The organism is Celeribacter persicus, assembly GCF_003050785.1.
Taxonomy (GTDB): Bacteria; Pseudomonadota; Alphaproteobacteria; order Rhodobacterales; family Rhodobacteraceae; genus Celeribacter; species Celeribacter persicus.
Window position 1 is genome coordinate 1 of the sequence record NZ_QAOH01000015.1, and the last position, 14,286, is coordinate 14,286.

Annotated in this window: 15 protein-coding genes; 5 read left to right on the forward strand and 10 right to left on the reverse strand. The window is 62.5% G+C overall.

All coding sequences use genetic code 11. The features are described from left to right. Positions 1-32 precede the first annotated feature (32 nt). From C8N42_RS15860 to thiC, 8 genes are all read right to left on the reverse strand, one after another. Positions 33-527, reverse strand: coding sequence for a cytochrome b (locus C8N42_RS15860; RefSeq protein ID WP_107817560.1), 495 nt, complete (start codon positions 525-527; stop codon positions 33-35). Between the two features lie 437 nt (positions 528-964). Next, the gene (locus C8N42_RS15865) at positions 965-1,693 is read right to left on the reverse strand and encodes a hydroxymethylpyrimidine/phosphomethylpyrimidine kinase (protein ID WP_107817561.1); all 729 of its coding nucleotides are present in this window, start codon (positions 1,691-1,693) and stop codon (positions 965-967) included. After that, positions 1,690-2,604, reverse strand: a complete 915-nt coding sequence (locus C8N42_RS15870; RefSeq protein ID WP_107817562.1) for a HesA/MoeB/ThiF family protein — start codon at positions 2,602-2,604, stop codon at positions 1,690-1,692. Before C8N42_RS15870 ends, C8N42_RS15865 begins: the two co-directional genes overlap by 4 nt. Next, positions 2,601-3,209 (reverse strand): thiamine phosphate synthase, encoded by a 609-nt coding sequence (locus C8N42_RS15875; protein ID WP_107817563.1) that lies wholly within the window; start codon positions 3,207-3,209, stop codon positions 2,601-2,603. Before C8N42_RS15875 ends, C8N42_RS15870 begins: the two co-directional genes overlap by 4 nt. Next, on the reverse strand, positions 3,206-3,967 hold the full coding sequence (locus C8N42_RS15880) for a thiazole synthase (protein WP_107817564.1): 762 nt from the start codon (positions 3,965-3,967) through the stop codon (positions 3,206-3,208). The genes C8N42_RS15875 and C8N42_RS15880 overlap by 4 nt, the downstream gene beginning before the upstream one ends. Position 3,968: 1 nt before the next feature. Continuing rightward, on the reverse strand, positions 3,969-4,166 hold the full coding sequence (gene thiS / locus C8N42_RS15885; RefSeq protein WP_107817565.1) for a sulfur carrier protein ThiS: 198 nt from the start codon (positions 4,164-4,166) through the stop codon (positions 3,969-3,971). After that, positions 4,156-5,088, reverse strand: coding sequence for an FAD-dependent oxidoreductase (locus tag C8N42_RS15890; RefSeq protein ID WP_107817566.1), 933 nt, complete (start codon positions 5,086-5,088; stop codon positions 4,156-4,158). The genes thiS and C8N42_RS15890 overlap by 11 nt, the downstream gene beginning before the upstream one ends. Then, positions 5,085-6,872, reverse strand: coding sequence for a phosphomethylpyrimidine synthase ThiC (thiC, locus tag C8N42_RS15895; RefSeq protein WP_107817567.1), 1,788 nt, complete (start codon positions 6,870-6,872; stop codon positions 5,085-5,087). Before thiC ends, C8N42_RS15890 begins: the two co-directional genes overlap by 4 nt. A gap of 492 nt (positions 6,873-7,364) precedes the next feature. Here thiC and C8N42_RS15900 point away from each other — a divergent pair, with 492 nt between their 5' ends. From C8N42_RS15900 to nadC, 4 genes are all read left to right on the forward strand, one after another. After that, complete coding sequence (locus C8N42_RS15900) at positions 7,365-8,249, forward strand: NUDIX hydrolase (protein ID WP_107817568.1); 885 nt, start codon at positions 7,365-7,367, stop codon at positions 8,247-8,249. A gap of 80 nt (positions 8,250-8,329) precedes the next feature. Then, complete coding sequence (nadA, locus tag C8N42_RS15905) at positions 8,330-9,298, forward strand: quinolinate synthase NadA (protein WP_107817569.1); 969 nt, start codon at positions 8,330-8,332, stop codon at positions 9,296-9,298. After that, positions 9,298-10,869, forward strand: coding sequence for an L-aspartate oxidase (locus C8N42_RS15910; RefSeq protein ID WP_107817570.1), 1,572 nt, complete (start codon positions 9,298-9,300; stop codon positions 10,867-10,869). Before nadA ends, C8N42_RS15910 begins: the two co-directional genes overlap by 1 nt. After that, positions 10,866-11,732, forward strand: coding sequence for a carboxylating nicotinate-nucleotide diphosphorylase (gene nadC / locus C8N42_RS15915; RefSeq protein ID WP_342747978.1), 867 nt, complete (start codon positions 10,866-10,868; stop codon positions 11,730-11,732). Before C8N42_RS15910 ends, nadC begins: the two co-directional genes overlap by 4 nt. Before the next feature lie 16 nt (positions 11,733-11,748). Here the strand turns inward: nadC and C8N42_RS15920 are convergent, their stop codons facing one another. Both C8N42_RS15920 and C8N42_RS15925 read right to left on the reverse strand, forming a co-directional pair. After that, on the reverse strand, positions 11,749-12,468 hold the full coding sequence (locus C8N42_RS15920) for a response regulator transcription factor (protein ID WP_107817571.1): 720 nt from the start codon (positions 12,466-12,468) through the stop codon (positions 11,749-11,751). Then, entirely contained in the window at positions 12,465-13,832 is a 1,368-nt protein-coding gene (locus C8N42_RS15925) for an ATP-binding protein (protein ID WP_170109328.1), read from the reverse strand. The genes C8N42_RS15920 and C8N42_RS15925 overlap by 4 nt, the downstream gene beginning before the upstream one ends. Between C8N42_RS15925 and C8N42_RS15930 the strand changes: the two genes are divergently transcribed. Further along, on the forward strand, positions 13,824-14,252 hold the full coding sequence (locus C8N42_RS15930; RefSeq protein WP_170109329.1) for a hypothetical protein: 429 nt from the start codon (positions 13,824-13,826) through the stop codon (positions 14,250-14,252). The two genes, C8N42_RS15925 and C8N42_RS15930, sit on opposite strands and share 9 nt — an antisense overlap. Positions 14,253-14,286: the final 34 nt, after the last annotated feature.

Genomic DNA, 14,286 nt, shown 5'->3' on the forward strand with positions numbered 1-14,286 from the left:
ACTGGCCGCCAGCGCTCTGTGCGCCCGTCACGCTAAACCCACAAGTGGTCTACTTTTGCGCCGCCCTTTGGTAGGTTTTTACTCCGCCGTTGACAGTCACCGATCTGCTTCATCCAGCTCACTTCACTCTCGTGTTTCTCGAAAATGGTAAATCCGAAGGGGGCAAAGCCGCGCGTTGATCCGGCCGCGCGGATCAGCGCCGCGACTGGCACGAGCAGCATCAACAGGTAAAGCGCCCCATGTCCGGCCTTGGCCGCAAGTCCAAGCCAGCCTGTCCCATGGGAGGGTCGGCGTTTGCGCATGGCGAGCATCCAGATGACACGCAGCACGACGATCATAAAAATCACGGTGCCGACCTGTTGGTGCGTGCCAACGAAAAAGGACACGAAAGGCTGGCGACCGAAAATGGCACGCAGGCCCATGCCGATGAATTGCCAGATGATCAGCGCGGCAAGCGTCCAGTGGAACAGGCGGCTGATCAGACCATAGGAAGCGGAGTTGTCGAGAAGGCGGGAGGGCAGGTTCATGCGAAAATCTCGGCGTTGGGGCGGAAAAGATGTGTTTTCACAATACTATGGCGTATTTATGCTGGACAGGGGAATGGCTTGACGAAAAGTTTATTGTTTCTCCTGAGAAACGTGCGGCAGACAAGGGACTGGTTTATAAGTGCCGTCGACATGTGAAGGTATATTGGTGGCTGTTTTATAAGATAAAATGACCTCGGTTGCAGAGCCGGGTGCGGCCCCGCCCCGCTTTTCTTCGCCGCAATGGGATCGGAAGTTACGCGGTCAGACACACGCTTGGCATCCTCTCACCCCTTCAATGAACTCTGGTGTGCCCTGTTTTGAGGGCACGGCAAGATAATCCCGGAGCCACACGGGGGTCCGTGTGAAGCTCCCGGTCGGAAAGCGGCCCGGAATGTCCACGATCTCGGTCTCTGTCGGACATATGGGACGGTTGCGATTCACGGAGGGGAGGTGGAGCTCAACGCCTCATGGACATGAGCTTTCCCCGTCTCAATCGCAGACACAAGGCGCGCGCCTTTCGACAGGTGAGCGGCAATTGCGCTGGCCAGACGGCAGCCCGTTCCCCTGAGCGTGCTGTTCGTTCGGGGCGCGGTAAACGGCACGACCGGCAGGCCGGGCCGATAGAGGCGATCCACGCTCTCAGTGCCCCCGGCATGCCCACCCTTGACCAGAACGGCCCCACACCCCCGTTGCAAAAGCCGCGCCACACAGGCCTCGTGCTCCTTGGGGGCAAGCCCGAAATGGCGTGCAAGCGCCGACAGTTCCGGCAGGTTGGGGGTCAGAAGGTCGGTTTTCGGTAGGAGACAGTCCAGAAGTGCTTCTGTCCCGGCTTCATCGAGCAGCATGTGCCCCGAACTCGACATCAGAACCGGATCGAGCACACAGGGAGCAGGGGGCAGCGTATCGGCGACGGCCCGGACGGTCCCAGCCGTGCCAAGCATGCCGATCTTGACCGCGCCCACCTGCCCGGCAATGGCGATCTGTGCCCGGACGGTGTCGGGCGAAACAAGATGAACGGCGCTCACCGCATGATCGCTTTGGGCGGTGACGGCGGTGACGGCCACGCGGGCCGTGACCCCGAAAGCATTCGCCACAGCACAATCGCGCAGCACCCCGGCACCGCCGCTTGAATCGAGCCCGCCGATCATCAGCACAGGCGCGCTCATGTGCCCATCCCGACGATGGCCACATGGGCATGTCCCTCTGCCGCGAACGCTCTTGCCGCGCGCCAGGCCCGTAGCCCGGAGGTACAGGTGAAAACCACGCGCTGATCCGGTGCGGGGCGTGGGATGGGGGTGGGGGTGTCGCGCAGGTCGATCACGAGGTCCGCCGCTTTGATTTGACTGGGGGAGAGGATGACAGGCGAGGGATTGGCCGGTTCGGGCGCGTCATCAAAACGGAAACCACCCAGTCGCCATCTCGCCAGATCGAGCGAGAGCAATTGTCCGAGGGGGGAGGGCTGATGTTGCAATAGCACCGTGAGGGCCATCTGCGCCTGAAGCGCGGCGAGGCTCGCGACGATCGGTCCGAGCACTCCGGTTTCCGCGCAAGACCCCATGACCTCCGGCAGATCGGGAAACACCGCGCGCAGGCTCGGCGCACCCCCACAAAACCCGCCGACATAGCCCTGTCGTCCGGTGACGGAGGCGCTGATCAGTGGCAGTCCGGCATTCCGACAATGATCCGAAAGCGCATAGCTGGTGGCGAAAGTATCGGCGGCGTCAATGATCAGATCGACATCCGCCGACCATCGGGGGAGGGAGGCGGGATCGAGCCGGGCGGTGTGTGGCTGCAGCGTGCAATCGGGGTTCAGACCGACCAGCGACGTGGCGGCGGTCTCGGCCTTGGGCCGTCCGAGATCGCTCATGCGATAGAGTGTCTGGCGGTGCAGGTTGCTTTCTTCGACCACATCGGGGTCCATGAGCCGGATAAAGCCAACGCCCGCGCCCACCAGTTGCGGCAAAAGCGTCGCACCAAGCCCCCCCGCGCCGACCACAAGCACCCGCGCGGCGGCCAGCCGGGCCTGCCCCTTCGCACCAAAGTCGGTGAGACATATCTGTCGGGCATAGCGGCTCATTTGAGATACCTCCGCGTGGCGGCAATCCATTCGGCACAGCGCGCCTCCGGGTTTTCGGCTGTGGCAATATCGGTCACCACGGCGGCACTGTCCGCGCCCGCATCGAACAGTCCGGGCAGCCGCTCGGGTGTCAGACCGCCGATGCCGACCAGGGGGGTGCTCCCGGCGATTTTCTTCCATTCCCGCACCCGCTCAAGTCCCTGCGGTCCCCATTTCATCTTCTTGAGCAAGGTTGGATAGACCGGGCCGAGGGCGACATAGGCCGGGTCATGGGACAGAGCACGCTCCAGTTCGGCCTCGTCATGGGTCGAGAGGCCAAAAGCGACGCCCGACCGGCGCAAGGCTTTGAGGTCGGCGGTCTCCATGTCCTCCTGCCCGAGGTGGACGAAGCTGCATTTGAGATCGAGCGCCGCCTGCCAGTAATCGTTCACGACGAGTTGGGCACGATGCACCGCGCAAAAATCACGGGCGCGGCGGATCTGGCGGTAAATCTCCGGCTCCGGCTGATCCTTGAGCCGAAGCTGGACAAGACGCACGCCATGAGGAACGAGCAATTCGAGCTGTCCGACATGGCCCACAATGAGATAAAACGGATCGAGTGTCATGCCAAAAGCTCCGCCATGCCGAACACCGGTGTGGAGGCCTGCGCCATGTCGCGGCGGGGCATGAGACCGGCGTCATGGGCCTGTTTCCCGGCGGCGATGGCGCGGGCAAAGGCCTCTGCCATTGCGACCGGGTCAAGCGCCTTGGCCACGGCGGTGTTGAGCAGTATCGCGTCAAACCCCATCTCCATCGCCTGTGCCGCCTGTGATGGCGCGCCGATCCCGGCGTCGATCACCAATGGCACGTCGCGAAAATGTGCCCGCATCGTGCGCAGCCCTTCGATGTTGCGCAGCCCTTGCCCGGAGCCAATGGGCGCGCCCCATGGCATCAACACGCGGCACCCCGCCTCGATCAGCTTTTCTCCGAGGATCAGGTCTTCGGTCGTGTAGGGAAACACCTCGAACCCGTCGGCACAGAGGATGCGCGCGGCCTCGACCAATGCGAAGGGATCGGGTTGCAGCGTGTCGGCATGGCCGATCACTTCGAGTTTGATCCATGTGGTTCCGAAGACTTCGCGCGCCATATGGGCGGTGGTGACGGCTTCGCGCGCGCTGTGACAGCCCGCCGTGTTGGGTAGGATGCGACAGCCGCTCTTCCTGAGAATGTCGCGAAACCCCGCCCCGCCGGTGCCTTCGCGGCGCAGTGACACGGTGATGACCTCCGCACCCGAGGCCGAAATTGCGGCGCGCAGAATCTCGGGCGAGGGGTATTGCGCAGTGCCGAGCATGAGGCGGTTTGTCAGATCGGTGCCGTAGAACATGTTAGCCTCCTTGCATCGGTGCGAGAATTTCAACCTTTGCGCCATCGCTCAGAAGGGTCGCTGCGCGGGCGTCGCGGGGGACGAACACACCGTCGAGCGCGGTCGCGACCGCCGCCGCTTCCGCCCCGGTTTCCGCGATGAGATCGGCCAGCGTACGGGCCGGGGTCTCATAAGACGTGCCGTTGAGATCAATGCGCATGGGCGCTCTCCTGTATCAGAATACCAGCAACTTCCATGGCCAAAACGGGGGCCATCAGAAAACCGTGGCGATACATGCCGTTGATGTGAAACCCCGTGCCGTCGCGGTGGATCGCCGGGATGTTGTCGGGAAATGACGGGCGCAGGCCCGCGCCGGTCATGACGATTTCGGCCTCCGCAAACGCGGGGTGCAGGGTATAGGCCGCCGACAGCAATTCCATTGCCGCGCGGGCGGTGATCGGGCCGGAACGCGTGGTTTCCACCATGGTCGCGCCGATCATGAACTGCCCCTCGCCGCGTGGCACGATGTAACAGGGAAAGCGCGGATGCAGCAGGCGCACGGGACGTGAGAGCGTGATCTCGGGCGTGTAGACCTCAAGCATCTCGCCCCGCACCCCGCGCAGATCGGGAAGTTTTCCGGACGCGGAGATACCCCGGCAGTCGACTGTCCGGCCTTTCGATGGACCGTCGCGAAAGAGCACGCCTTGTGCCATGAGCCTGTCCCTGAGCGTCGCAAGCGCGGCCTTCGGGTCAAGATGCGCCTCGTCTTCGAAAAACAGCCCACGAGAAAAGCGCCCCTCAAGATGGGGTTCGAGATCGCCGGGAGTGACCCAGCGATGCGCGCGGGTGGCGTGGGCGAAGCGATCCAGCTCGGCGGTGTCGCGCGGGGGCGCAACGACCAGCGTGCCGCGTCGGGTCACCTCCACATGTGCGGCCCACCAGTCGATGGACGCCTGTCCGCGTGTGACGATCTGATCGGGGGCGCTTTCGCCCTCGCAAAACGGTGCAAGCATCCCCCCCGCCAGATGAGATACCGGCAACGGAGCCTGTTCCGGCGCGATCACTTCGACAGCGATCCCCGCGTCCATAAGGGCCGTGGCAGCGCAGAGTCCCGCCACTCCCGATCCAAGGACAGAGATCATTGTGCGGGTTCCTCTGTGGGGACATAAAGCGCACCACCTTCACGGAATTTCTCTGCCATGGCCGCCATGCCTTCCTGCTTTTCCGCCTCGGCGCGGATGTCGTGGGAAATCCGCATCGAACAGAATTTCGGCCCGCACATGGAACAGAAATGCGCCACCTTATGCGCCTCTTTCGGCATGGTCTCGTCATGCATCTCCCGCGCCGTATCGGGATCGAGGCCGAGGTTGAACTGATCCTCCCAGCGGAACTCGAACCGCGCACGCGACAGCGCATCGTCACGGAGTTGCGCGCTCGGATGCCCCTTGGCGAGATCGGCGGCATGGGCGGCGAGTTTGTAGGTGATCACCCCGGTTTTCACATCGTCCCGGTCGGGCAGGCCAAGATGCTCCTTTGGCGTCACGTAGCAAAGCATCGCCGTGCCGAACCAGCCGATCATGGCCGCTCCGATGGCGGAGGTGATATGATCATAGCCCGGCGCGATGTCGGTCGTGAGCGGCCCGAGCGTGTAGAACGGCGCCTCGTGGCAGTGCTTTAGCTGCTCGTCCATATTCTCTTTGATCTTGTGCATTGGCACATGGCCGGGGCCTTCGATCATCACCTGACAATCCTTGGCCCAGGCGATCTTGGTCAGTTCGCCGAGCGTGCGAAGTTCCGCGAATTGCGCCTCGTCATTGGCGTCGGCAATCGAGCCGGGGCGCAGCCCGTCGCCCAAGGAAAACGACACGTCATAGCGGCGGCAGATGTCGCAAATCTCGTCGAAATGCTCGTAGAGGAAGCTCTCACGGTGATGATGCAGGCACCATTTCGCCATGATCGACCCGCCGCGCGAGACGATGCCGGTGACGCGTTTGGCGGTCATCGGGATCATGTGAAGCCGCACGCCCGCGTGGATGGTGAAATAATCGACGCCTTGCTCAGCCTGTTCGATCAGCGTGTCGCGGAACACCTCCCAGGTGAGGTCTTCGGCAATGCCGCCGACCTTTTCCAGCGCCTGATAGAGCGGCACGGTCCCGATCGGCACAGGCGCGTTGCGGATGATCCAGTCGCGGATGTTGTGGATGTTGCGCCCGGTGGAAAGGTCCATCACCGTGTCGCCGCCCCAACGGATCGCCCAGACCATTTTCTCCACCTCTTCCTCCATCGAGGAGGTGACGGCGGAATTGCCGATATTGGCGTTGATCTTCACCTTGAAATTGCGGCCGATGATCATCGGCTCCAACTCGCGGTGATTGATATTGGCGGGAATGATCGCCCGGCCTTCGGCGATTTCGCGACGGACGAATTCCGGAGTGACCAGATCGGGTAGTGTGGCTCCGAAGCCCTCGCCATCCGTTTCACGCCCCGTCAAACGGCCCTCGTTTTCGCGGATCGCGACGAATTCCATCTCCGGCGTGATGATCCCGGCCTTGGCATAGGCAAGCTGGGTTACGGCGCGGTCGCCCACGGCGCGCAGAGGATCACGCTGTTTCGGAAAGGCAGGCGTCAGGCGGTCGCCAGTCGCGAAACCGTTGTCGGCGTCGGTGACCACGCGGCCCTGATACTCTTCGATGTCGCCGCGTTGCTGTTGCCAGCCACCACGCACATCGGGCAGGCCTTTGGCAATGTCGATCTCTGCCGCTGGATCGGTGTAGGGCCCGGAACTGTCGTAGACGCGCAGCGGGGCTTCGTCTGTGACGGCGATTTCACGCAGCGGCACGCGCAGCTCATGGATCTCACCGTGCACGTAGATTTTCTGCGATGCAGGCAAGGCACCGGTGGTGATCGTGGGAATGGTGTCTTTCATTTCGGTCTCCTCAAACGATGAGACCCAAGTGAAACGGGTAGCAGACATGGACCGCCGCCCATGCCGTTACGCAACAGGGCCATGCGGCCCGAAAGGACCGCTCTCATGATCGAGACTGCGGAGATGCCCTTCGGTCTTCCTACGCCAGTGTCAACTGGGTCAGGTTCTAAGGGTCGCGTCACCTCGGGCGGGTTTGCCGCCGTCAATCAGCCTCTCAGTCCCTTGGGCGGGACTCCCCTGACGTAAGCGCATTTATCGAAAGCCTTGCCTCGTTTGTCAACGGTCGACAAAGGGAGACAATCTTCAAAGCCGGTGCCCGAGACTGTCGGGGCATTGCGACCGGCAGGTCTTGTCACAAAACATGCCGCCGAAAATCCGACCAAAAGGTCTGTTTTTTCTTTATGAATCTATCGAAACCGTCAAAGCCGGGGTAAATGGATGTGCGGCAGTCCTTTTGCCGAAACGTTTCACCGAGTTACACAGGAAGATGTCTTGCCCGAAAACCTTGCATATGCCGAATTGATCGCCGTTCTTGTCGCTGTGACGGACAATGAACCCCGCGTCATGACCATCGGCGCGGGGGAGGCATTGCCGTCGGGTCCGTTCGAAACGAGCCATCGCAGTCTTCAGAGCGGGCTGCGGGCCTGGATCGAGAGCCAGACCGGGCATCCCGTGGGCTATCTCGAACAGCTTTACACCTTTGCCGATCGCGACCGGGCGACAGAGGCAGCGAGTGCCGCGCCCCATACCCGGCATATTTCCATCGGCTATCTCGGTCTTGTCCGCGAACAGGCAGCTCTGGGGGCAGGGCGCCCGGAATGGCACAGTTGGTATGAATATTTCCCGTGGGAGGATCACCGGGAACGGCGTCCCGAATTGCTGAACCACATCACCGAGCGGCTTCTGGTCTGGGCGGGGGAGGATGTGACCCGTCGTCAGAGGGTGGAATTTCTGTTCGGGCTGAACGGCTTGCTCTGGAACGAAGATCTTGTCTTGCAGCGCTACGAGATGATCTACGAGGCGCAACTCGAAAAGGAGCCGGGCTTTGGGCGGCAAATGGCCGGCGACCATCGTCGTATTCTGGCCACCGGGATCACGCGGCTTCGGGCCAAGATCAAATATTATCCGGTGGTGTTCGAACTGATGCCGGACAGTTTCACTCTTCTGGACCTTCAGCGCATGACCGAAGCGCTGGCGGGGCTCAGGCTTCACAAATCGAATTTCCGCCGTCAGGTCGATCAGCAGAACCTGATTGAGGAGACCGGGGAGATGTCGAGTGAGACGGGCGGACGCCCGGCCAAGCTGTTCCGCTACCGTCCCGCCATTCTGGAGGCGAGCGCCCTGTCGGGGGCGCGTCTTCCCTATTCCCGTCACTGAGTGTCATGCACTTGACATAAACTCACATCGAGAATAAGTCATCCCCTGGATGTACTCAATTCGAGTACAAGGAGGATTCTATGACGACCATGCGCCTGCCCGAGCTTTACGAGCGTGTTTCCAAGATCATCCCGCATCCCGACTGGATGCTGTTCGAGGATGATATCGCGGCGATTCTTGAGCTGAAACGCGAGAAAAACGCAGTGATCCTGGCCCATAATTACCAGACGCCGGAAATTTTTCACGGCGTGGCCGATATCGTGGGCGACAGTCTGGCGCTGGCGCGCAAGGCGGTGGATGTGGAGGCGGATGTCATCGTGCTTGCCGGGGTGCATTTCATGGCGGAAACCGCCAAGCTTTTGAACCCGGAAAAAACGGTGCTGATCCCCGATCCCGGTGCAGGCTGTTCGCTGGCCGACTCGATCACGCCGGAGGACATCGCGCTCCTGCGGGCCGCGCACCCCGGCGTGCCCGTCGTCACCTATGTCAACACATCGGCGGCGGTGAAGGCGGTCTCCGACATTTGCTGCACCTCCGGCAACGCCAAACAGGTCGTCGAATCTCTGGGTGTTGACCGGGTGTTGATGCTGCCCGACGAATATCTGGCGCAAAACGTCGCGCGGGAGACGGATGTCGAGTTGATCGCGTGGAAGGGCCATTGCGAGGTGCATGAACTGTTCACTCCGCAGGATGTGCGCAGCATGCGGGAGGCCTATCCGGGCGTCATCGTGCTCGCCCATCCCGAATGCCCGCCGGAGGTTGTGGCGGAGGCCGATTTCTCCGGCTCGACGGCGGTGATGTCCGATTTCGTCGGAAAGCAGAAACCTGCGCGTGTCCTGCTTTTGACCGAGTGCTCGATGAGCGACAACGTGGCGGCGAACCACCCGGATGTGGAATTCGTGCGGCCCTGCAACCTCTGCCCGCATATGAAGAAGATCAGCCTCGCCAATATCCGGGAGGCATTGGAAACCGGGCGGCATGAGGTGACGATCGACCCGGCGATTGCGCAAGACGCGCGTCGTGCCGTCGAGCGGATGCTGACGGTCTGATGCAAAGCCTCGCGCCCCTCGTTGCCCCTGTGGCGGGACAGATCGCGGTGGTCGGAAGCGGCATTGCCGGGCTGATGACTGCGCTGGAACTGGCACCCAGGCCCGTGGTTCTGGTGACCCGTGCCGATCTTGGCCGGGAAAGTTCGAGCCTCTGGGCGCAGGGTGGAATTGCCGCGAGCCTCGGTCCGGAGGACGACCCGGAACAGCATGTCGACGACACGCTGCGCGCCGGGGCGGGGCTATGTGACCCGGAGGCGGTGCGGGGGATTCTGTCTCAGGCGCGCGATGCCATTGAAACGCTCGAACGCTATGGCGTGCGCTTTGATCGAAATGCCGATGGCAGCTACGCGCTTGGGCTTGAGGCCGCACATGGGCGGCACCGTATCTTGCACGCTGGTGGTGACGGGTCGGGCGCGGCGATCACGGAGGCGCTGGTCAAGGCCGTGCTCAACACCCCGTCGATCACCTGCCTGACCGGGGTCGAAGCGCGGCGTGTCTGTGTGACGGACGGGGGCGTGAGCGGTCTGTGGCTTCAGTCTGGCGATGAGGCGATGATCCTGCCGACGTCGCAAGTGGTGCTGGCGACCGGCGGTCTTGGCGGGCTCTATGATGCGACCACCAATCCGCGCGGCAATGTGGGGCAAGGGGTCATGATGGCCGCCCGCGCCGGTGCCGTGCTCACCGATCTGGAATTCGTGCAGTTTCACCCTACGGCACTCGATGTGCCGCGCACGCCGCTGGCGCTTGTCAGCGAGGCGGTGCGGGGCGCGGGGGCGTGGCTGATCAACGGGGCGGGCGAGCGGTTCATGGCCGACACGCCCGGCGCGGAACTGGCCCCGCGCGACGTTGTGGCCCGTGCGATCCATGCGCAAATCGCGCGGGGGGAGCGGGTGTATCTCGATGCGACGCGGGCGATTGGCGAGGATTTTGCTGCAAAATTCCCGATCATTCATCAGTTTTGTCGCGAGGCGGGGATTGATCCCGCGCGCGCGCCAATCCCGGTGCGCCCCGCGGCGCATTACTACATGGGTGGGATCGCGACGGACCTTCGGGGGCGAACCACCGTACCCGGTCTTTGGGCGGTCGGTGAATGTGCCTGCACGGGTCTGCACGGGGCCAACCGGCTGGCCAGCAATTCGCTTCTGGAGGCGGTGGTGATGGGGCGGCGCGCGGCGCGCGACATTTATGAGACCGCCAGACCGATGTCGCAGACCGAGCCAAGCAGAGCAGCGCCGCAGATGTTGCCAAAGGCGGAGGCCGACGACATCCGCCCGATCGTGTCGCAGTATCTCGGAATGATCCGGGACCGTGCGGGGATCGAAGCGGCCCTGCGTGCGCTGCGCCCTCTGGCGATGGGGAACGGTCCGGGTGCGGATGCGGCCATTGTCGCGCTTGGCATTGCCTGTTTCGCCGCATTGCGCACGGAATCGCGGGGCGGCCATGCCCGCAGCGATTTTCCTGAACCGGAGGCCGTGTCGACCCGCCGCCGCATGACCCTCGATGATATTTTTACCGCCAGCGGCACGCTGCTGGCCCCCGCTTCTCAACCTCTACCGGAGACCCTGACGTGATCCATCCTTCTCTTCTGGCCCCGCTGCCGCATCTGATGATCGAACCTGTGGTGCGTCGCGCGCTTGAGGAGGATCTCGGGCTGGCCGGTGATATCACCTCACAGGGCGCGATCCCGGCCGGGCATCGCTCCATCGTCACGGCGGTGTCGCGCCATGACGGGGTGATCGCCGGGCTCGATTGCGCCGAGATCGCCTGTCGCCTTGTCGATCCCAACATTATCGTGACCCGCTGTGTCGAGGACGGTACGGCGGTGACCCCCGGCACACATATCGCCACGTTCGAGGGACCTTCGCGCAGCCTGTTGACCGCCGAACGCACGGCGCTCAACTTCATGGGGCATTTGTCGGGGATTGCCACGGTCACGGCGGGGCTGGTGCGGGCCGTCGCGGGGACCAAAGCCGCGATCACCTGTACGCGAAAGACCACTCCGGGGCTGCGGGCGTTGGAGAAATATGCGGTGCGCGCGGGTGGCGGGATGAACCATCGTTATTCGCTGGCCGATGCGGTGTTGATCAAGGACAACCATATCGCGCTCGCGGGCGGTATCCGTCCGGCGCTGGAAGGTGTGCGGAGAACAGTTGGGCATCTGGTGAAGATCGAGATCGAGGTGGATACGCTCGATCAGCTCGCCGAGGTGCTTGAGATCGGGGCAGATGCGGTTTTGCTCGATAATATGTCGCCGGAGATATTGCGTGAGGCCGTGGCCATGGTCGATGGCCGTGCCATCACCGAAGCCTCGGGGGGGATCACGCCGGAAACGGCGGCTTCTGTCGCGGCGTCGGGCGTCGATCTGATCTCGCTGGGCTGGATTACGCACAGCGCGCCCGTGCTCGATATCGGGCTGGATTTCGTGCCACAGTAACAGGGGCAGGCGGGATTTACGTCTCGCCTGTCTTGAGCACGGAGGCCGAAAACACATACCCGGCCCCATAGACCGTGCGGATGATTTTCGGAGATCTTGGATCGTCGCGGAGTTTGCGGCGCAGGCGGCTGATCCGGGCATCCATACTGCGGTCGAAAGGATCTGCGGACCGTCCGGTGGTCGCATCCAGAAGCTGATTGCGGCTCAGAACGCGTCCGGGAGCCTTGGTGAACACCTGCAAAAGCTCGGCTTCGGCCGAGCTCAGTTCCACCTGATCGCCGCTTTTATGGGTCAGCACACAGGCGTCGAAATCGACCGTCCAGTCACCGAAAGCAAAACTCTGGCCGCTTGGGTCATCGGTGTCGCGGGCGGCGCCTTCGCTGCGCCGCAGCACGGCACGGATGCGGGCGATCAGTTCGCGGGGCTCGAAAGGTTTGACGATGTAATCGTCCGCGCCGATTTCCAGCCCGAGAATGCGGTCGGAAATGCTGCCGCGCCCGCTGACGATGATCCTCGGCAAGCCCTCTGGCAGGGTGCCATGGCGCAAAAGGTTGAGACCGTCGCCATCGGGCAGGCTCAGGTCGATCAGGTACAGATCGGGGGCATCCCGCTCCACCGCGCGCAGAAACTCTGCCTGAAGATCGAAGCATTCGACACTGGCGCTGTAGCTTTCGAACGAGCGCGAGACGAGGCGACAGATATCGGCATCGTCTTCGAGAAGAAAAATTCGTGTCATCTGTTTTTCACTTCCTCTGTGGCCGTGTGTCGGGACCGTTGCCCGAGAGATGCGAGCAACTCCTCCTGTGTGAACGGTTTGTTCAGAAAGGGAACATCAGAGGGCCAGATGTCTTTGTCGAGATGCCCCGGTTTGCCGCTCATCAACACGACGTGGAGATCGGGACGGCTGTCGGTGAGGCGACGGGCGAGATCGACACCGTTCATGGCGCCGGGCATGTCGATATCGGAGATGACGGCGGTGATACCCTGAACGACGCTGAGCACGTCAAGCGCCTCATCCGCATCGCTCGTCTCCAGAACCGTAAAGCCGGTTGCGGTGAGTTTGCGGCACAGGGCGCGGCGCACATCCACATCGTCCTCGACGAGCAGGGCGATGCCGCGATCCGGGTCTTCGCCGGTGGTGTCGGAGGATGTGTCGGGTAACAGAGGGCCGATGTATTCTTCTGGCGTCAGATCGACGCTGGGCAACAGTATGGTGAATTCACTGCCCTGACCCGGAGCGCTGTTCACATAAATCGCGCCGTTGGACTGTTCGACGAAGCCATAGACCATCGACAGGCCAAGGCCCGATCCGCCCCCTGTCTTGGAGGTGAAAAAGGGTTCGAAGATCTTTTCGGTCAGGTCCTCTGACATGCCGCAGCCGTCATCCTTGAACGAGAGCCTCACGTAATTTCCCGCCGGAAGACGCGACAGTTCGGCCTCTGCGGGCGGCAACGCATAGGGGGCGAGTGTAATGTCGATCCGGCCTCGCCCGCCCGTCGCATCGCGGGCATTGAGCGCGAGGTTCAGAATCGCCATTTCGAATTGCGACCGGTCGATGAAGGCGCAGGGCAGAGCGGATTTCTGTGTCAGGTTGATGGTCTGTGTGCTGGGAATGGAGGATTGCAGCAGGCTGTAGATTTCTCGGACCGCCTCGCCGATGTCTGTCGGACGTGCATCGAACTGTTCGCGCCGGGCCAATGACACGAGCCGTTTGGTGAGCGCCGACCCACGCCGCGCCGCGGAAATCGCGGGCATGAGGAATTCCTCTTTGATCGCAGCGCTCTCCGGCCTTTCGCTCAGGGGCAGAAGATTGCCCAGAATGACCGTGAGAAGGTTGTTGAAGTCATGGGAAATCCCGCTGGCCATCCGCCCGAGCGCATCCATTTTCTGCGATTGCATCAGGGCGGTCATGGTCGCCTTGCGCCGGGTCACGTCGATCGAGACGAGGTAGAACCCGATGACCTCTCTGCTGGAGGGTTTTTCCGGGCGCAGCAACGTGCGAACGTCCTTGAACTTATGTTCGGGCAACTCGACACGCATTTCGAAATCCACCAGCATGCCGCGCCGGGCCTGTTCAAAGAAGCGGGAGGAATGCTCCATCGTCTTGGGGTGGAGAACGTCATAGGCGCGCGGGAGGCGGGGGCCTTGGGGCTGTTGGACCCGTCCCAGCCGGTTGTCATGTATGAGGGCGACGTGTTCGAGGCGGCGATTGCGCATCTCGACACTCTGTCGCCGGGTGGTTGCGACCAACCGGAGGTGACGTTGCGTCTGGATCCTCAGAGCCTTCTGGACCGGCTGCTCGCAGATCGTAAAACTGCACGGGACGAGGGCACGCTGACACAAAACGCGTTCGACCTTCAGAGCCGCATCGCCGAAATTTTCGCCAGAGGAGGGGGCGGGATAGAGGACGCAGATCTCGCGGCTTTTGAATGCGATGCTTTCATGGTGCTTACCAAAACGCCGGAAACGCTTGCACGGATCCGCCACATGCTGCGGACCGGAAAACCGCTTCGGATATGAGCTTAGGGGCCGGACCGGCCCCGATGCACAAGAT